Here is an 18153-nt window from a genome sequence, read left to right as displayed (position 1 = left end):
GCGGCCCGCGGCGCCTTGCGAGGCCGCCCGGTGATCGCCTTCGTCAGCGGGCCCGTCGCGGCCCTCGGCCCCACGAGCGCCGTCGTCGAGGTCGGCGGGATCGGGATGGCCGTGCAGTGCACCCCGCACACGCTCTCGACGCTGCGGATCGGCGAGCAGGCCCGGATCGCCACCTCGCTCGTCGTGCGCGAGGACTCCCTCACGCTCTACGGCTTCGCCGACGACGACGAGCGGCAGACCTTCGAGCTCCTCCAGACCGCCAGCGGCGTGGGCCCCAGGCTCGCCCAGGCGATGCTCGCCACGCTCTCGCCCGACGCGCTGCGCCTGGCCGTCTCCACCGCTGACGAGAAGGCCCTCACCGCCGTGCCCGGCATCGGCAAGAAGGGCGCCCAGAAACTCATCCTCGAACTGAAGGACCGCCTCGGGCAGCCGCTCGGCACGGGCACGCTCGGAGCCCAGCGCCGCGCCGCGGCCGGGCCGCCCCCCTGGACCGAACAACTGCACACCGCGCTCGTCGGGCTCGGCTACCAGCCGCGCGAGGCCGAGGAGGCCGTCGAAGCGGTCACCCCCCAGGCCGAGGCCCAGGAGGGCGTCCCCGAGATCGGCCCGCTCCTGCGCGCGGCCCTGCAGACGCTCAACCGCACCACATGACGCCCCGCTGAAGCACGCGGAGCGTGCTGCTCCGCACCCCGGCCGACGCGGCTCGCACACGGACCGAGACGCGTCGGACGCCGACCGAAGCGGGTCGCACAATGACCGAGGCGCCTCCCACCCCGACCGAGGTGGGAAACGTCCCGACCGAGGCGGGACACGTCCCCGACCGAGGCCGGGCACGCGCCGACCGAAGCGCAGCACGCGCGTACCGACGAGAGAAACAGAGGCCACCGTGAACTGGGACGACGAGACACCGGACAGCGCCGTCGGCGCCGACCCCCGGCTCGTCGACGCCGGGGCCGACACCGAGGACACCGCCGTCGAGGCGGCCCTGCGGCCCAGGGACCTGGACGAGTTCATCGGCCAGGAGAAGGTGCGCGAGCAACTCGACCTCGTCCTCAAGGCCGCCCGCGCACGCGGCGCCACCGCCGACCACGTCCTGCTCAGCGGGGCCCCCGGGCTCGGCAAGACGACCCTCTCCATGATCATCGCCGCCGAGATGGCCGCCCCGATCCGCATCACGTCGGGACCCGCGATCCAGCACGCGGGCGATCTCGCGGCGATCCTCTCCTCGCTCCAGGAGGGCGAGGTCCTCTTCCTCGACGAGATCCACCGCATGTCCCGGCCCGCCGAGGAGATGCTGTACATGGCGATGGAGGACTTCCGCGTCGACGTCATCGTCGGCAAGGGCCCCGGGGCCACCGCCATTCCGCTGGAACTCCCGCCCTTCACCCTGGTCGGCGCCACCACCAGGGCCGGGCTCCTGCCCCCGCCGCTGCGCGACCGCTTCGGCTTCACCGCCCACATGGAGTTCTACACGCCGGCCGAGCTGGAACGCGTGATCCATCGCTCGGCGCGACTCCTCGACGTCGCGATCGACGCGGCGGGCGCCGCCGAGATCGCCGGGCGCTCGCGCGGCACGCCCCGTATCGCCAACCGGCTCCTGCGCCGCGTGCGCGACTACGCGCAGGTCAAGGCGGACGGGCACATCACCGAGGACATCGCTTCGGCGGCCCTCGGTGTGTACGAGGTCGACGCGCGCGGGCTCGACCGTCTCGACCGCGCCGTGCTCGAAGCGCTGCTCAAGCTCTTCTCCGGCGGGCCTGTGGGGCTTTCCACTCTCTCTGTCGCCGTCGGCGAGGAACGTGAGACGGTGGAGGAGGTGGCCGAGCCCTTCCTGGTGCGCGAGGGGCTGCTCGCCCGCACTCCGCGCGGCCGGGTCGCCACTCCCGCGGCGTGGGCCCACCTCGGGCTCGCCCCGCCCCAGGGCGCTCCGGGACAAGCCGGTCTCTTCCCGGCGTGAGCCGCGCGAGTCGCGACGCCGTGGCGCACCAGACAGCGGTCCACGCCGCACGAGTGTGGCCACACCCGGAACCACGGTGCGATGCTGAACGTTGTTCCCACGACGGAGACTCGCCTAGACTCCGCCGATGCCGTCCCTCGTGGCCGGCGTGCCCCCCGATCCCGACAGGCCGCAGCATCGCGCGGTCGTGCTAAGGAATCCTCACCGTGTCTCCCCTCTCCCTCCTCCCCTTCGTCCTCATCATCGGGGCCATGTTCCTGATGACCCGCTCCGCGAAGAAGAAGCAGCAGGCCGCTGTGAACATGCGGAACGAGATGCAGCCCGGCTCCGGCGTGCGCACGATCGGCGGCATGTACGCGCTGGTCAAGGAGATCGGTGAGGACACCGTGCTCCTGGAGGTCGCGCCCGGCGTCCACGCCCGCTACGCCAAGAACGCCATCGGCTCGGTCGTCGGCGACGAGGAGTGGGAGCGCATCGTCAACGACGGTGAGGACTTCGACAGCGTCGTTCCCGACGACGCGTCCTCGCTCACCGAGGGCGAGGCGGCCGAGCGCGAGGACGAGGACGCGCGCATCGACCTGTCCAAGGACTCCGCACCCGCCGAGGCGCACGCCGACAAGGCCGAGGACACCGCCGCCAAGAAGGCCGACAGCGAGGCCGAGGGCAAGTAGGCACGGACCGAGGCCCGCGCCGGGCGAGCGGTCCGGCGTGGCCCCGGGGGCATGCCGTGGCACACGGGCCCCGCGCGGACGGTGGCACCCGGGCGCCGACGACCATGACAGCCTTGCCCGGTCGTGGGCGGACGGACGCGGATTCCCCACATCACTTCAGGGCCGCCCCCGCCGGTTCTTCACACCGTGCGGGGCGGTTGGACAGGGAGAAACGAGAAGGTGGCAGCACCTAACAAGAGCAGAGGGCGCAGCAGCAGCCAGTCCAAGCCTGGCCGCGCACTCGCTCTGATCCTGGTCGCCCTCGTGGCGCTCACGGGCGGGATGTTCCTCTCCGGGCACACGACGCCCCGCCTCGGCATCGACCTCGCGGGCGGTACGAGCATCACGCTCAAGGCCCAGAACGAGCCGGGGCAGAAGAACGCGGTCAACAAGACCAACATGGACACGGCGGTCGACATCATCAACCGCCGTGTCAACGGGCTCGGTGTCTCCGAGGCCGAGGTCCAGACCCAGGGCAACGACCACATCGTGGTCAACATCCCGCGCGGGACCAACGAGAAGCAGGCGAGGGAGCAGGTCGGCACGACCGCCCAGCTCTACTTCCGCCCGGTTCTCCAGGTCGCCGCGGGCACCCCCGCCACCGATCCCTCGGGGAGCCCGAGCCCCTCCGCGTCGTCGAGCCCTTCCGGCAAGAGCAGCCCCTCGCCGAAGTCGAGCGCGGACGCGGGCGGCTCCACCGCCTCGCCGGGCGCCGGTTCCAGCGCCTCCGCCGGTTCGGGTGACGCCTCCCCGCAGGGCCGTGCCGTCCCGCAGGCACTCAAGGCGGACTCCACGCCCTCCGCGAACACCAAGAGCGACACGAAGGACGACGCCAAGGCGAGCCCCTCGCCCAGCGCCCCCACCGCGCCCGACGACAAGACGACGGCGCTCTTCGGCTCCCTGGACTGCTCCGACAAGGCGCAGCGCGTGAAGGCCACCACGGGTGTCAAGCCCACCGCCTCGATGGTCGCCTGCGGCAACGAGGGCGGCCAGTGGGCCAAGTACCTCCTCGGCCCGGCCGAGGTCGAGGGCAAGAACGTCGCCAAGGCCGACGCGGTGCTCGACACGCAGCGCAACCAGTGGATCGTGCAGATGAAGTTCAACGGGGAGGGCAAGAAGAAGTTCTCCTCGATCACGGGCAAGCTCGCGCAGCAGCAGTCCCCGATGAACCAGTTCGCCATCGTCCTCGACGGCGACGTCGTCTCCGCGCCCAGCGTCAGCGAGCGTCTTGGCGGCAGCGCCGAGATCTCCGGCAGCTTCAGCCAGGAATCGGCGAAGGACCTCGCCAACGTCCTCTCCTACGGCGCCCTGCCGCTCACCTTCCACGAGGAGACCGTCACCACGGTGACCGCCGCCCTCGGCGGTGAGCAGCTGCACGCCGGGCTCATCGCGGGCGCCGTCGGCCTCGCGCTCGTCATCATCTACCTGGTGGCCTACTACCGGGGTCTCGCGCTCATCGCGATCGCGTCCCTCGTGGTCTCCGGCATCCTCACGTACACGATCATGACGCTGCTCGGCCCGGCCATCGGCTTCGCGCTCAACCTCCCGGCCGTCTGCGGGGCGATCGTCGCGATCGGTATCACCGCGGACTCCTTCATCGTGTTCTTCGAACGCGTCAGGGACGAGGTGCGCGAGGGCCGCAGTCTGCGGCCCGCCGTCGAGCGCGGCTGGCCGCGCGCCCGCCGCACCATCCTCGTCTCCGACTTCGTCTCCTTCCTCGCCGCCGCGGTGCTCTTCGTGGTCACGGTCGGCAAGGTGCAGGGCTTCGCCTTCACGCTGGGGCTCACCACGCTCCTCGACGTCGTCACGGTCTTCCTCTTCACGAAGCCGCTGCTGACGCTCCTGGCCCGCAGGAAGTTCTTCAGCCAGGGCCATCCCTGGTCCGGGTTCGACCCCAAGCGGCTCGGTGCCAAGCCGCCGCTGCGCCGCTCCCGCACCCCTCGCGTCCACGCCGATCACCCCAAGGAGGCGTGACATGTCGCGACTCGGCACTCTCGGCGCCCGGCTCGTCCGCGGTGAAATCGGCTACGACTTCATCGGCAAGCGCAAGATCTGGTACGGCATCTCCATCCTGATCACGATCACCGCGATCGTCGGGCTCTCGGTGCGCGGCCTGCACATGGGGATCGAGTTCGAGGGCGGCGCCGTCTTCACGACGCCGAAGACGAGCGTCTCGGCCGCCGCCGCCGAGCGGTCCGCGGAGGACGCGTCCGGTCACGACGCGATCGTCCAGGAACTCGGCAACGGCGGGATGCGCGTCCAGATCAGCGGCATCGACACCGGCAAGTCCGACGAGATCAGGAACAAGCTCGCCCAGGACCTCGACGTCAAGGCCGAGGACATCAACGCCGACCTCGTCGGCCCCTCCTGGGGCGAGCAGATCGCCAACAAGGCGTGGACGGGCCTCGGCATCTTCATGGTGCTCGTCGTCGTCTACCTGGCGATCGCCTTCGAGTGGCGCATGGCGCTCGCGGCCCTCGTCGCCCTGATCCACGACATCACCATCACGGTCGGGGTCTACGCACTCGTCGGCTTCGAGGTCACCCCGGGCACCGTGATCGGTCTGCTCACGATCCTCGGGTACTCGCTCTACGACACCGTGGTGGTCTTCGACAGCCTCAAGGAACAGTCGAAGGGCATCACGAAGCAGACGAAGCAGACCTACGCGGAAGTCGCCAACCTGAGCATCAACAGCACGCTGGTGCGCTCGATCAACACCACGGTCGTCGCGCTCCTCCCCGTCGCCGGGCTGCTCTTCATCGGGGGCGGCTTCCTCGGCGCCGGGATGCTCAACGACATCTCCCTGTCGCTGTTCGTGGGCCTCGCGGCCGGCGCGTACTCCTCGATCTTCATCGCGACCCCGCTGGTCTCCGACCTCAAGAGCCGCGAGCCGCAGATGAAGGCCCTCGCCAAGCGGGTGCTCGCCAAGCGCGCCGCCGCGGAGCGGGGCGAAGCCGCCGGCGACGGCCCGCGCGAGGGGGACGGACCGCAGGGGGCCACCGCGGGTGCCGCCCCGGTCGTCGCCCCCGCGCGGGGCGGCGCCCCCGCCCAGGGCCGTGACGGCCGGGGCGGACGGACGACCGGAAAGCGCCGATGACCGACATCAGCGAGCTGCTGAGCAGCCGTATCAGGGACGTCCCGGACTACCCGGAGCCGGGCGTGGTGTTCAAGGACATCACCCCGCTCCTGGCCGATCCGACCGCCTTCGCGGCCCTCACCGAGGCGCTCGCCGGACTCTGCCTGAAGTACGGCGCGACGAAGGTCGTGGGCCTGGAGGCGCGCGGCTTCATCCTCGGCGCCCCCGCGGCCGTCCGCGCGGGCCTCGGCTTCGTGCCGGTCCGCAAGGCCGGGAAGCTCCCGGGGGCCACGCTCTCGCAGCGCTACGAGCTGGAGTACGGCACCGCCGAGATCGAGGTGCACGCCGAGGACCTCGGCCCCGAGGACCGCGTCATGGTCATCGACGACGTCCTCGCCACCGGCGGCACCGCCGAGGCGTCCCTCGGCCTCATCCGCCGGGTCGGCGCACAGGTCGCCGGGGTCGCCGTGCTCATGGAGCTCGGCTTCCTCGACGGGCGCGCGCGGCTCGCCCCCGTGCTCGAAGGGGCGCCCCTGGAGGCGCTCCTCCAGGTCTGAGCGGGTCCCGCGACACACAAAGGGGCCGGTCCGCCGCCGCGGCGGGGCGGCCCCTCCGCCGCACCGCTTGACCACGGCCCCTCGGCGATCAACCATGGGAGCCGTGGCGAAAGCGAAATAAAGCCCCCGAAAGGGACGTTTCCCCTCTCAAGCGGCGCAGTGGCCCTGTGCCGCCCGCCGAATCGCCCGCACGCGCGGCGGCGCGCCCGGCTCTCGCTACGATGGCAGCCTCCGGACCACGTCCGGGACGCACGCACACGCGCTCGCGCCCACGGGCAGGTCGCCAGGGGCCTACAGGAGGAGCGCTCGTGCCAGACGAGGCCCAGTCACTCACCACCGGCGCACAGGACTCCGCGGCGGCGCCGAAGCCCGCGCCCAAGCCCGCCCCGCCCGCCAAGAAGCCGGCGCCGGGCGGTGCCGCGCAGGGCGCCGCCGGGCGGCCCGTGAACGGGCAGCCGCGCCCCACGCCGCCCGTGACGCACCGCGGTGGCTCCTCCAACCGGGTCCGCGCCCGCCTCGCGCGCCTCGGCGTGCAGCGCTCCAACCCGTACAACCCGGTCCTGGAGCCCCTGCTGCGCACCGTGCGCGGCAACGACCCGAAGATCGAGACGGCGACCCTGCGCCAGATCGAGCACGCCTACCAGGTCGCCGAGCGCTGGCACCGCGGTCAGAAGCGCAAGAGCGGTGACCCGTACATCACGCACCCGCTCGCCGTCACCACGATCCTCGCCGAACTCGGCATGGACCCCGCTACGCTCATGGCCGGGCTGCTCCACGACACCGTCGAGGACACCGAGTACGGGCTCGACACGCTCCGTGAGGACTTCGGTGACACCGTCGCCCTCCTCGTCGACGGCGTCACCAAGCTCGACAAGGTCAAGTTCGGCGAGGCCGCGCAGGCCGAGACGGTCCGCAAGATGGTCGTCGCGATGGCCAAGGACCCGCGCGTCCTCGTCATCAAGCTCGCCGACCGCCTGCACAACATGCGCACGATGCGCTACCTCAAGCGCGAGAAGCAGGAGAAGAAGGCCCGCGAGACCCTGGAGATCTACGCCCCGCTCGCCCACCGGCTGGGCATGAACACCATCAAGTGGGAGCTGGAGGACCTCGCCTTCGCGATCCTCTACCCGAAGATGTACGACGAGATCGTCCGTCTCGTCGCCGAGCGCGCCCCCAAGCGCGACGAGTACCTCGCGGTCGTCACCGACGAGGTGCAGTCCGACCTGCGCGCCGCCCGCATCAAGGCGACCGTCACGGGCCGCCCGAAGCACTACTACAGCGTCTACCAGAAGATGATCGTCCGGGGCCGTGACTTCGCGGAGATCTACGACCTCGTCGGCATCCGCGTCCTCGTGGACACCGTCCGCGACTGCTACGCGGCACTCGGCACCGTGCACGCGCGATGGAACCCGGTCCCCGGCCGGTTCAAGGACTACATCGCGATGCCGAAGTTCAACATGTACCAGTCGCTGCACACGACGGTCATCGGGCCCGGCGGCAAGCCCGTCGAGCTCCAGATCCGCACCTTCGACATGCACCGCCGCGCCGAGTACGGCATCGCCGCGCACTGGAAGTACAAGCAGGAAGCCGTCGCGGGCGCCTCCAAGGTGCGCACCGACGCGCCGAAGAAGTCCGGCAAGGACGACGGCGCGATCAACGACATGGCCTGGCTGCGCCAGTTGCTCGACTGGCAGAAGGAGACCGAGGACCCCGGCGAGTTCCTGGAGTCGCTGCGCTTCGACCTCTCGCGCAACGAGGTCTTCGTCTTCACGCCCAAGGGCGACGTCATCGCGCTGCCCGCCGGGGCGACGCCCGTCGACTTCGCGTACGCCGTGCACACCGAGGTCGGCAACCGCACGATCGGCGCGCGCGTCAACGGCCGCCTCGTCCCGCTGGAGTCGACGCTCGACAACGGCGACGTCGTCGAGGTCTTCACCTCCAAGGCCGCCGGCGCCGGGCCCTCGCGCGACTGGCTCGGCTTCGTCAAGTCCCCCCGCGCGCGCAACAAGATCCGCGGCCACTTCTCCAAGGAGCGGCGCGAGGAGGCGATCGAGCAGGGCAAGGACGCCCTCGTCCGCGCGATGCGCAAGCAGAACCTCCCGATCCACCGCATCCTCACGAGCGACAGCCTCGTCACGCTCGCGCACGAGATGCGGTACGCGGACATCTCCTCGCTCTACGCGGCGATCGGCGAAGGCCACGTGCCCGCGCAGACCGTGCTCCAGAAGCTCGTGCAGTCCTACGGCGGCGAGGAGGAGACCAAGGACGACCTCGCCGAGTCCCAGCCGCCCTCGCGCTCCCGGCGCAAGCGGCGCGCCAAGTCGGACCCCGGCGTCATCGTCAAGGGCGTCGAGGACGTGTGGGTGAAGCTCGCGCGCTGCTGCACCCCGGTCCCCGGCGACCCGATCGTGGGCTTCGTGACGCGCGGCAACGGCGTCTCGGTGCACCGCAAGGACTGCGTCAACGTGGACTCGCTCTCCAAGCAGCCGGAGCGGATGCTCGACGTCGAGTGGGCGCCCACGCAGTCCTCGGTCTTCCTCGTCGCCATCCAGGTCGAGGCGCTGGACCGCTCCCGGCTCCTCTCGGACGTCACCCGCGTCCTCTCCGACCAGCACGTCAACATCCTGTCGGCGGCGGTGCAGACCTCGCGGGACCGCGTGGCGACCTCGCGGTTCACCTTCGAGATGGGCGACCCGAAGCACCTCGGGCACGTGCTCAAGGCGGTGCGGGGCGTGGAGGGCGTGTACGACGTGTACCGCGTGACCTCGGCCCGCAGGCCCTGACGGGGATGCGGGGAGGGGCCTGCCGGAACGTTCCGGCAGGCCCCTCCCCGTGTCGTACGCGGGCTCAGCCCCCGAACTCCTCCAGGCCCTTCAGCGCCTGGTCGAGCAGGGCCTGGCGGCCCTCCAGCTCACTCCGCAGCTTCGCGGCCTTCGCCGTGTTGCCGGCCGACTCCGCCTGCGCGATCTGCGCGCGCAGCTTGTCGACGGCCCCCTGCAACTGACCGGTGAGACCGGCGGCACGGGCGCGCGCCTCGGGGTTGGTACGGCGCCACTCGGCCTCCTCGGCCTCCTGGATCGCCCGCTCCACGGCGTGCAGGCGGCCCTCGACCTTCGGCCGCGCGTCGCGCGGCACGTGCCCGATGGCCTCCCAGCGCTCGTTGATGCCCCGGAACGCGGCCCGGACCGCCTTGAGGTCCTTGACCGGCAGCAGCTTCTCGGCCTCGTCGGCGAGCGCCTCCTTGAGCTTGAGGTTCTCGCCCTGCTCGACGTCACGCTCGGCGAAGAGCTCGTTGCGCGCCGAGAAGAAGACGTCCTGCGCGGCCCGGAACCGGGTCCACAGCTCGTCCTCCGCCTCGCGCTGCGCGCGCCCGGCCGCCTTCCAGCGCGTCATCAGCTCGCGATAGCGCGCCGCCGTCGGGCCCCACTCGGTCGACCCCGAGAGCGACTCCGCCTCGGCGACCAGGCCCTCCTTGACCTTGCGGGCCTCCTCGCGCTGCGCGTCCAGCGCCGCGAAGTGCGCCTTGCGCCGCTTGGAGAACGCGGAGCGGGCGTGCGAGAAGCGGTGCCACAGCTCGTCGTCGGACTTGCGGTCCAGCCGGGGCAGCCCCTTCCAGATGTCCACGAGGGCCCGCAGGCGCTCCCCGGCGACCCGCCACTGCTCGCTCTCGGCGAGCTGCTCGGCCTCGGCGACCAGCTCCTCCTTGGCCTTGCGGCTCTCCTCGCTCTGCTTGGCGCGCTCGGCCTTCCGCACCTCCTGGCGCTCCTCGACCGTCGACAGGAGCTTTTCGAGCCGCTTGTCGAGCGCGTCAAGGTCACCCACCGCGTTCGCGCCGCGCACCTGCGCGCGCAGGTGCTCCACGGCGGCCTGGGCGTCCTTCGCCGAGAGGTCCGTCGTCCGCACACGGCGCTCCAACAGCCCGATCTCGACGACCAGTCCCTCGTACTTGCGCTCGAAGTACGCGAGGGCCTCGGCGGGCGAACCGGCCTGCCAGGAACCGACCTCCCGCTCACCCTCGGCGGTCCGCACGTACACGGTCCCGGTCTCGTCGACTCGGCCCCACGGGTCGCTGCTCACAGCGCCTCCATCCACATGATGCCGGGCCCCTCGTGAGGGGCCCGCGGCATCGTCCACATTTTCGTCACCGCCAACATAGGCGACCTGTGGGGCGGCTGTCCGCATTCTTGAACGGCGGACTTCGCCGCGCACGCGGTGCGGCCGCCCCCCCCGGAGGACGCCCCCGGCGTTCAGGACTTCCGCACGGTGGCCTTGTCGATCACCACGGTCGCGTTCGGCGCCCCGTCGCCCTGCCCGGTGTTCTCGCCCGCGTCGGCGATCTTCTTGAGCACCTTCATGCCGTCCGCCGAGATGGTGCCGAACGGCGTGTAGTCGGGCGGGAGCTGGCTGTCCTGGTAGACGAGGAAGAACTGGCTGCCGCCGGTGTGCCGGCCTTCCTTCGTCTGGGCGTTGTACTGGTTGGCCATCGCGACCGTGCCCGCCGGGTACACGTTGCCCTTGAGCTTCTTGTCCTTCAGGTTCTCGTCCGGGAGCGTGTAGCCGGGCCCGCCCGTGCCGTTGCCCGAGGGGTCGCCGCACTGGAGGACGTAGATCCCCGCCGTCGTCAGGCGGTGGCACTTCGTGTGGTCGAAGTAGCCCTTGCCCGCGAGGTAGTCGAAGGAGTTCACCGTGTGGGGGGCCTTCTTCGCGTCCATCGCGATACCGATGTCGCCGCACGTCGTCGCGAGCGTCATCGTGTAGTCGGCCGACTTGTCGATGCTGAGCGCCGGCTCCTTCTTGTACGACAGCTTCTTCACCGAGCCGGCCGCGGGCTTGTCGCAGGGGTCGGGTGCCTTGCTCGGGCTCGCGCTCGGCGTCGCGGCGGCCTCGGTCTTCTGGTCGTCGTCCTTCGGCTTGTCCTTGTCGAAGGCTCCGGCGGCCCAGGCGCCGCCCCCCACGGCGAGCACCACCACGACGGTCGAGGCGATGACCGCGTTCCGCCGACGCGCCCGCCGCCGTGCCGTCTGCCGCCGCTCCTGCTGCCGCAAGAACTTCTCCCGGGCGAGCTGGCGCCGCCGCTGATCGTTGCTGACCACCGGGTGTCTCCTCGTCGTCTACTCGTCCGCAACCCTGTTCGGACGGGGGGCCGTGTGTGCCCCGTACCGTATACGGGTTGGCTGTGGAATCGGCACCGCCGGTAGTCTCGGACCCGGCCGCGCGCCCGACGCGGTCCCGCTCACCCGTGGACACAAAGGACGAACGTGCTCATTGCCGGTTTCGCCGCCGGGGCCTGGGGGACCAACTGCTACGTGGTCGCCCCCGCCGCCGGTGAGGAATGCGTGATCATCGACCCGGGCCACCAGGCCACCGCGGGGGTCGAGGAGACGCTCGCGAAGCATCGGCTCAGGCCCGTCGCCGTCGTCCTCACCCACGGCCACATCGACCACGTCGCCTCGGTCGTCCCGGTCTGCGGCGCGCACGACGTCCCCGCCTGGATCCACCCGGCGGACCGCTACATGATGAGCGACCCCGAGGCCGGTATCGGCCGCTCCATCGGGATGCCGCTCATGGGGGAGCTGACGGTCGGCGAGCCCTCCGACATCGAGGAACTGGGCGACGGGGCCCGCCTGAGCCTCGCGGGGCTCGACTTCTCCGTCGCGCACGCCCCCGGGCATACCAAGGGGTCGGTGACCTTCAGGACCCCCGAGGGCGCGGAGCTGCCGTCCGTGCTCTTCTCCGGGGACCTGCTCTTCGCCGGCTCCATCGGACGCACCGACCTGCCCGGCGGCGACGCGGACGAGATCCTCGACTCGCTCGCCCGTGTGTGCCTGCCGCTCGACGACTCGACCGTGGTCCTGTCCGGACACGGTCCCCAGACGACCATCGGCCGTGAACGCGCCACCAACCCGTATCTGCGACAGGTGGCGGCCGGCCAGGGGAGCGCCGCCGAGGCGTTCCCCCGACGAGGAATGTGACAGCGAACAACCGTGAGCACCTTCAAGGCACCCAAGGGCACCTACGACCTCCTGCCGCCCGACTCGGGCCGCTTCCTCGCCGTCCGCGAGGCCATCGCGGCCCCGCTGCGGAACGCGGGGTACGGCTACATCGAGACGCCCGGATTCGAGGACGTACGGCTCTTCGCGCGCGGCGTCGGTGAGTCCACCGACATCGTCAGCAAGGAGATGTACGTCTTCACGACCAAGGGCGGCGACGAGCTGGCCCTGCGCCCCGAGGGCACGGCGGCCGTGCTGCGCGCGGTCCTGGAGTCGAACCTCCACAAGGCGGGGAACCTGCCCGTGAAGGTCTGGTACTCGGGCTCGCAGTACCGCTACGAGCGCCCGCAGAAGGGCCGCTACCGCCACTTCTCGCAGGTCGGCGCCGAGGCGATCGGCGCCGAGGACCCGCTGCTCGACGCCGAGTTGATCATCCTGGCCGACCAGGCGTACCGCTCGCTCGGCCTCACTGGGCACCGCATCCTGCTCAACTCGCTCGGCGACACCACCTGCCGCCCCGTCTACCGCGCCGCGCTCCAGGAGTTCCTGCGCGCCCTCGACCTCGACGAGGAGACCCGCCGCCGCGTCGAGATCAACCCGCTGCGCGTCCTCGACGACAAGCGCGCCGAGGTCCAGGACCAGCTCGGCGGCGCCCCGCTCCTCGCCGACTACCTGTGCGACGCGTGCAAGGCGTACCACGAGGAGGTCCGCGCGCTCCTGGACGGCGCGGGCGTCGCGTACGAGGACGACCCGAAGCTCGTCCGCGGCCTGGACTACTACACCCGCACGACCTTCGAGTTCGTCCACGACGGCCTGGGCTCGCAGTCGGCGGTCGGTGGCGGCGGGCGTTACGACGGGCTCTCCGAGATGCTCGGCGGGCCCGCGCTGCCCTCGGTCGGCTGGGCGCTCGGCGTGGACCGCACGGTCCTCGCCCTGGAGGCCGAGGGCGTCGAGCTCGGCCTGCCGCCCGTCACGAGCGTGTACGTGATCCCGCTCGGCGAGGCCGCGCGCCGCGCGCTCTTCGAGAAGGCCACCGAGCTGCGCCGGGCCGGGATCGCGACCGACCTCTCCTTCGGCGGTCGCGGCCTCAAGGGCGCGATGAAGAGCGCGAACCGCTCGGGCGCCCGCCTCGCGCTCATCGCGGGGGAGCGCGACCTCGTCGACGGCAGTGTCCAGCTCAAGGACCTGGAGTCCGGGGAGCAGCACGCGGTGCCGCTCGCCCAGGCGGTCGCGGAGATCCAGCGCCTGCTGGGCTGAGCGGGGCGGGGCGGGCGCCGGTACAGGGCGCGGAGACGGGGCGGGCGCCGGGCCCGGGCAGGGGGCGGAGCCTGTGCGAGGCCGGTCGTCCCGCCCCGTACTTCTCCGCACCGCCCGCCCGTCCGTCAACCCGGCACCCCCGAAACCACTCGCCGGAGTGGATTGCCTCACGCGCGGGGTGGCGAACTCGGGCCGTTCGGCGGGGTGGTGGCTTTTCCAGGGCCTCTTTGGGCCCTCCCGTTCTCAGGTGGGTGGGGCACAATGCAGAAGCCCCAGCAACCGAGCGACGGAAACGGCGTGATGAGCGACACGATGGAAGTCAGCGACGAGGTCGACCACGAGCACGACCCCCGGCACCCCGGGGGCCCCGTCTCCCGGCTCGGCGCCTCGCGTGCCTTCGCCGTGATGCTGGTGCTCACGGGCGCGGCGGGCCTGCTCGCCGCCTGGGTCATCACGCTCGACAAGTTCAAGCTCCTGGAGGACCCGAGCTTCACCCCCGGGTGCAGCCTCAACCCGGTCGTCTCCTGCGGCAGCGTCATGAAGAGCGAGCAGGCCGCGGCCTTCGGCTTCCCGAACCCGATGCTCGGCCTCGCCACCTACTCCGTGGTGATCTGCGTCGGCATGACCCTGCTCGCCGGGGCCCGGATGCCGCGCTGGTACTGGCTCACGTTCAACTTCGGCACGCTCTTCGGCGTCGGCTTCGTCACCTGGCTCCAGTACCAGTCGCTCTACAACATCAACGCCCTGTGCCTGTGGTGCTGCCTCGCCTGGGTCGCGACGGTCGTCATGTTCTGGTACGTCACCGCGCACAACGTGCGCAACGGCTACCTCCCGGCCCCCGGCTGGGCGCGCGGCTTCTTCGGCGAGTTCCCCTGGGTGCTGCCGGTCCTGCACCTCGGGATCATCGGCCTCCTCATCCTGCTGCGCTGGTGGGACTTCTGGACCAGCTGAGCCGGTCCCTCCGGCGAGGTGGGGACGGCACCGAGCGCGCCCGGGGCGTTGTCGGTGCCGTCCTTTAGGCTTTCGGCGTGGAACCCGACTTGTTCACCGCTGCCGCCGAAGAGCGTCAGGAGAAGGACCCGAGCAACAGCCCCCTCGCCGTCCGGATGCGTCCGCGCACCCTCGACGAGGTGGTCGGTCAGCAGCACCTGCTCGGAGCGGGCTCCCCGCTGCGGCGGCTCGTGGGGGAGGGGGACGGCGGCCCGGCCGGGGCGTCCTCGGTGATCCTCTGGGGCCCGCCGGGGACCGGCAAGACGACGCTCGCCTACGTCGTGAGCAAGGCGACCAACGCCCGCTTCGTCGAACTGTCCGCGATCACCGCCGGGGTCAAGGAGGTCCGCACCGTCATCGACGGCGCCCGCAGGGCGAGCGGCGGCTACGGCAAGGACACGGTCCTCTTCCTGGACGAGATCCACCGCTTCAGCAAGGCCCAGCAGGACTCCCTGCTGCCCGCCGTCGAGAACCGCTGGGTCACCCTCATCGCGGCGACGACGGAGAACCCGTACTTCTCCGTGATCTCCCCGCTCCTGTCCCGCTCCCTGCTCCTGACCCTCGAACCGCTCACGGACGAGGACATCCGCGCCCTGCTGCACCGCTCCCTCACCGACGAGCGCGGCCTCAAGGGCGCGGTCACGCTCCCCGACGACGCCGAGGAACACCTGCTGCGGGTGGCCGGCGGGGACGCGCGCCGCGCGCTGACCGCTCTGGAGGCGGGCGCCGGGGCCGCCCTCGCCAAGAAGGAACCCGCGATCACCCTCCAGACCCTGGAGGAGACGGTCAACAAGGCGGCGCTGAAGTACGACCGCGACGGCGACCAGCACTACGACGTCGCCAGCGCCCTCATCAAGTCGATCCGCGGCTCGGACGTGGACGCGGCGCTGCACTACCTCGCGCGCATGATCGAGGCCGGCGAGGACCCGCGCTTCATCGCCCGGCGCCTCATGATCTCCGCGAGCGAGGACATCGGCCTCGCCGACCCGACCGCGCTCCCCACGGCCGTCGCCGCCGCGCAGGCCGTCGCCATGATCGGCTTCCCCGAGGCCGCGCTCACCCTGAGCCACGCGACGATCGCGCTCGCGCTCGCCCCGAAGTCCAACGCGGCGACGCTCGCGATCGGCGCCGCGCTCGAAGACGTCCGCAAGGGCCTCGCGGGCCCCGTCCCGCCGCACCTGCGCGACGGCCACTACCAGGGCGCCAAGAAGCTCGGCCACGCGCAGGGATACGTGTACCCGCACGACGTCCCCGGCGCGATCGCCGCGCAGCAGTACGCGCCGGACGCGCTCAAGGACCGGCAGTACTACACGCCGACGCGGTACGGGGCCGAGGCGCGGTACGCGGATGTGGTGGAGATGGTGCGGGAGCGGCTGCGCGGGGCGAGGGAGTAGCCGCGGTGGTCCGTTTCGCGCTCACGACCCGGATCGCGGCGCCGCCCGAGACGGTCTTCGACGTGTCGCTCGACGTCAACCTGCACGAGGCGTCCATGGCCGGATCGGGTGAACGGGCGGTCGCGGGGGTGACGTCCGGGGCGATGGGCCCGGGGGACACCGTGACGTGGCGGGCCCGGCACTTCGGCGTGCGCTGGCGGATGACCTCGCGGATCAGCGCGTACGAGCGGCCCGGGTACTTCGTGGACGAGCAGGTGAGCGGCCCCTTCGCGCGCTGGCACCACGCGCACCACTTCGCGCCGGACGGGGCGGGCGGCACCGTCATGCGGGACGCCGTCGACTTCGCCGCCCCCCTCGGACCGCTCGGCCGGATCGCCGAACGGCTCGTGCTGGGCCGGTACATGCCGCGGCTGATCCGGGTGCGCAACGCCTGCGTGCGCGAGGCGGCGGAGCGCGGGCGGGCGTGACCCGCGGTGCCCGTCCCCCCTGCGGACGGCGGCCCCTCCCCTGAGGCCGTGGTCCCGTCCGTACGGGCTCCCGGTGTGCTCAGTCGCGGGGCGCCTCGGCGTCGTCCGCGGTGGCGAAGTCGTCCGCCGCCTCGAAGAGCGCGGCCATGGCGCGGCGCAGCCCGTGCACGTCCTCGACCGGCTCGGGGAAGTCGAAGCGCGCGTCGAAGCAGCGCAGGCCGGTGAAGCGGACGCGCAGCCCGAAGCGGTCGAGGGCGAGCGGCACCACGGCGGGGCAGTCGGCCCCGGCCCGCTCGCCGAGCAGTCCGCGCAGCCGCCGCACCTGCGGGGCGTGCGCCGCGTGCAGGTGCTGGAGGAGTTCGGCCTCGTAGGCGCGCAGCGGATCGGGCGTGGCGGCGGCGAAGTCGTCGATCTCGACGCGGGCGACGTCCCACAGGTCGTCGACGCGGATCTCGTACGGCTCCAGGCGCAGGGTGGCCCAGGCCGGGCCACCGGCCCCGCTCGGCCCCGCGACCGCGCGGGCCTCGGGCGCGTTGTCGGGCAGCCGGGTGAGCCAGCCGGAGACCCAGGCCCGGCCGCGTACCCGGTGGGGGACCGAGACGGGAGCGACGTCGGTCAGCTCCAGGACGACGGGCAGCTCGTCCTCGCGGGCGCGCGAGGCGGCCCGTACGACGGGGGCCGTGGCGGAGTAGACGAGGTGGAGGTCGCCCTCGGGCGTCACGCTGCGCAGTTCGGGCACGAGCGGGAGCGCACCGGCCACTTCGGGGCCCGGCAGGAGCAGCACCGCGGAGCATGTACCCTGTACGAGAGTTCGTGTGCGCTCGGCTGCTGACGGCATCCGGGTGGATTCAAGCCCCCTTTCCCCTTGGGAGTCCCCCTCAGGACTTCCGTCGTGGGCGTCCTGGCCGCCGTGGCTGTCAGGGCGGGGACGCGGCTGACCACGATCTGATCGGACCTCCGTCGATGCGTCGCCTTTTCGAGCGCGACGGGCGTTCGTGATGCGCGTGGTGTTCCCAGGGCGAGACATGCGATCTCCTTGAGTAAGGTGAGCCTAACCTAACCTATTTCGGAGGTCTGGAGAACGTGCCTAACCAGTCGCGTCCCAAGGTCAAGAAGTCCCGTGCGCTCGGTATCGCGCTGACGCCGAAGGCCGTCAAGTACTTCGAGGCCCGTCCCTACCCGCCGGGTGAGCACGGCCGTGGCCGCAAGCAGAACAGCGACTACAAGGTCCGTCTGCTGGAGAAGCAGCGTCTGCGCGCGCAGTACGACATCTCCGAGCGCCAGATGGCCCGCGCCTACGACCGCGCCCGCAAGGCCGAGGGCAAGACCGGCGAGGCCCTGGTCATCGAGCTGGAGCGTCGTCTCGACGCCCTGGTCCTGCGTTCGGGCATCGCCCGCACCATCTACCAGGCCCGCCAGATGGTCGTCCACGGCCACATCGAGGTCAACGGCACGAAGGTCGACAAGCCCTCCTTCCGTGTCCGTCCCGACGACGTCGTGATGGTCCGCGAGCGCAGCCGTTCGAAGCACCCGTTCCAGGTCGCCCGTGAGGGTGGCTACGACACGGACGGCGAGACCCCGCGCTACCTCCAGGTCAACCTGAAGGCCCTCGCCTTCCGCCTGGACCGCGACCCGAACCGCAAGGAAATCCCGGTCATCTGCGACGAGCAGCTCGTCGTCGAGTACTACGCCCGCTGACGATCCCCCGAGGCCGCCGCGCACCGCGCAGCACTCCGGCCCGCCTCCCCGCCGTGT

General features: G+C 71.6%; 16 protein-coding genes. 13 read left to right on the top strand and 3 right to left on the bottom strand.

Going from position 1 to position 18153, the window contains the following annotated elements; all coding sequences use genetic code 11:
• Positions 1 to 30 precede the first annotated feature (30 nt).
• From ruvA to IF99_RS0116310, 7 genes are all read left to right on the top strand, one after another.
• Positions 31 to 651, top strand: coding sequence for a Holliday junction branch migration protein RuvA (gene ruvA, locus IF99_RS0116340; protein ID WP_030997234.1), 621 nt, complete (start codon positions 31 to 33; stop codon positions 649 to 651).
• A 235-nt stretch (positions 652 to 886) separates the two neighbouring features.
• Positions 887 to 1957, top strand: a complete 1071-nt coding sequence (ruvB, locus tag IF99_RS0116335; RefSeq protein ID WP_030997233.1) for a Holliday junction branch migration DNA helicase RuvB — start codon at positions 887 to 889, stop codon at positions 1955 to 1957.
• Between the two features lie 206 nt (positions 1958 to 2163).
• Complete coding sequence (gene yajC, locus IF99_RS0116330; protein ID WP_030997232.1) at positions 2164 to 2628, top strand: preprotein translocase subunit YajC; 465 nt, start codon at positions 2164 to 2166, stop codon at positions 2626 to 2628.
• 219 nt (positions 2629 to 2847) lie between these two features.
• Complete coding sequence (secD, locus tag IF99_RS0116325; RefSeq protein WP_030997231.1) at positions 2848 to 4641, top strand: protein translocase subunit SecD; 1794 nt, start codon at positions 2848 to 2850, stop codon at positions 4639 to 4641.
• Position 4642: 1 nt separating this feature from the next.
• Complete coding sequence (secF, locus tag IF99_RS0116320) at positions 4643 to 5764, top strand: protein translocase subunit SecF (protein ID WP_030997230.1); 1122 nt, start codon at positions 4643 to 4645, stop codon at positions 5762 to 5764.
• Positions 5761 to 6300 carry an adenine phosphoribosyltransferase gene (locus IF99_RS0116315; RefSeq protein ID WP_030997229.1) on the top strand — a complete coding sequence of 180 codons (540 nt, stop codon included), beginning with the start codon at positions 5761 to 5763 and terminating at the stop codon, positions 6298 to 6300. Before secF ends, IF99_RS0116315 begins: the two co-directional genes overlap by 4 nt.
• A 308-nt stretch (positions 6301 to 6608) precedes the next feature.
• A complete protein-coding gene (locus tag IF99_RS0116310) occupies positions 6609 to 9083 on the top strand; it encodes a RelA/SpoT family protein (RefSeq protein WP_030997227.1) in 2475 nt (824 codons plus the stop codon).
• Between the two features lie 64 nt (positions 9084 to 9147).
• Here IF99_RS0116310 and IF99_RS0116305 read toward each other — a convergent pair whose 3' ends face one another.
• Both IF99_RS0116305 and IF99_RS0116295 read right to left on the bottom strand, forming a co-directional pair.
• Positions 9148 to 10377, bottom strand: coding sequence for a DUF349 domain-containing protein (locus IF99_RS0116305; RefSeq protein ID WP_030997226.1), 1230 nt, complete (start codon positions 10375 to 10377; stop codon positions 9148 to 9150).
• A 170-nt stretch (positions 10378 to 10547) separates the two neighbouring features.
• On the bottom strand, positions 10548 to 11393 hold the full coding sequence (locus tag IF99_RS0116295) for a peptidylprolyl isomerase (protein ID WP_030997225.1): 846 nt from the start codon (positions 11391 to 11393) through the stop codon (positions 10548 to 10550).
• Positions 11394 to 11558: 165 nt separating this feature from the next.
• On the opposite strand from IF99_RS0116295, the gene IF99_RS0116290 reads away from it, so the two are divergent.
• From IF99_RS0116290 to IF99_RS0116270, 5 genes are all read left to right on the top strand, one after another.
• Positions 11559 to 12272, top strand: coding sequence for an MBL fold metallo-hydrolase (locus IF99_RS0116290; RefSeq protein WP_030997224.1), 714 nt, complete (start codon positions 11559 to 11561; stop codon positions 12270 to 12272).
• Between the two features lie 12 nt (positions 12273 to 12284).
• Positions 12285 to 13547, top strand: coding sequence for a histidine--tRNA ligase (hisS, locus tag IF99_RS0116285; protein WP_030997223.1), 1263 nt, complete (start codon positions 12285 to 12287; stop codon positions 13545 to 13547).
• 312 nt (positions 13548 to 13859) lie between these two features.
• Complete coding sequence (locus IF99_RS0116280) at positions 13860 to 14498, top strand: vitamin K epoxide reductase family protein (RefSeq protein WP_051703525.1); 639 nt, start codon at positions 13860 to 13862, stop codon at positions 14496 to 14498.
• A gap of 77 nt (positions 14499 to 14575) precedes the next feature.
• Entirely contained in the window at positions 14576 to 15931 is a 1356-nt protein-coding gene (locus IF99_RS0116275) for a replication-associated recombination protein A (RefSeq protein WP_030997221.1), read from the top strand.
• 5 nt (positions 15932 to 15936) lie between these two features.
• Entirely contained in the window at positions 15937 to 16398 is a 462-nt protein-coding gene (locus tag IF99_RS0116270; RefSeq protein WP_030997220.1) for an SRPBCC family protein, read from the top strand.
• 79 nt (positions 16399 to 16477) lie between these two features.
• On the opposite strand, the gene IF99_RS0116265 is transcribed toward IF99_RS0116270, so the two are convergent.
• A complete protein-coding gene (locus IF99_RS0116265; RefSeq protein ID WP_037827043.1) occupies positions 16478 to 17236 on the bottom strand; it encodes a DUF2470 domain-containing protein in 759 nt (252 codons plus the stop codon).
• 245 nt (positions 17237 to 17481) lie between these two features.
• On the opposite strand from IF99_RS0116265, the gene rpsD reads away from it, so the two are divergent.
• Positions 17482 to 18096 carry a 30S ribosomal protein S4 gene (gene rpsD / locus IF99_RS0116260; protein ID WP_007829289.1) on the top strand — a complete coding sequence of 205 codons (615 nt, stop codon included), beginning with the start codon at positions 17482 to 17484 and terminating at the stop codon, positions 18094 to 18096.
• Positions 18097 to 18153: the final 57 nt, after the last annotated feature.

This window comes from Streptomyces sp. NRRL F-5630 (assembly GCF_000719475.1).
In the GTDB taxonomy this organism is placed as follows: domain Bacteria; phylum Actinomycetota; class Actinomycetes; order Streptomycetales; family Streptomycetaceae; genus Streptomyces.
The sequence above is the reverse complement of the archived record's forward strand: the minus strand, read 5'-3'. Positions and strand labels throughout refer to the sequence as shown.

What these genes read in the sequence shown, in the direction of transcription:
- IF99_RS0116265 (WP_037827043.1), bottom strand. Translation starts at nt 17,236, where the DNA reads ATGCCGTCAGCAGCCGAGCGCACACGAACTCTCGTACAGGGTACATGC.
- IF99_RS0116315 (WP_030997229.1), top strand. Translation starts at nt 5,761, where the DNA reads ATGACCGACATCAGCGAGCTGCTGAGCAGCCGTATCAGGGACGTCCCG.
- IF99_RS0116280 (WP_051703525.1), top strand. Translation starts at nt 13,860, where the DNA reads ATGGAAGTCAGCGACGAGGTCGACCACGAGCACGACCCCCGGCACCCC.
- secF (WP_030997230.1), top strand. Translation starts at nt 4,643, where the DNA reads ATGTCGCGACTCGGCACTCTCGGCGCCCGGCTCGTCCGCGGTGAAATC.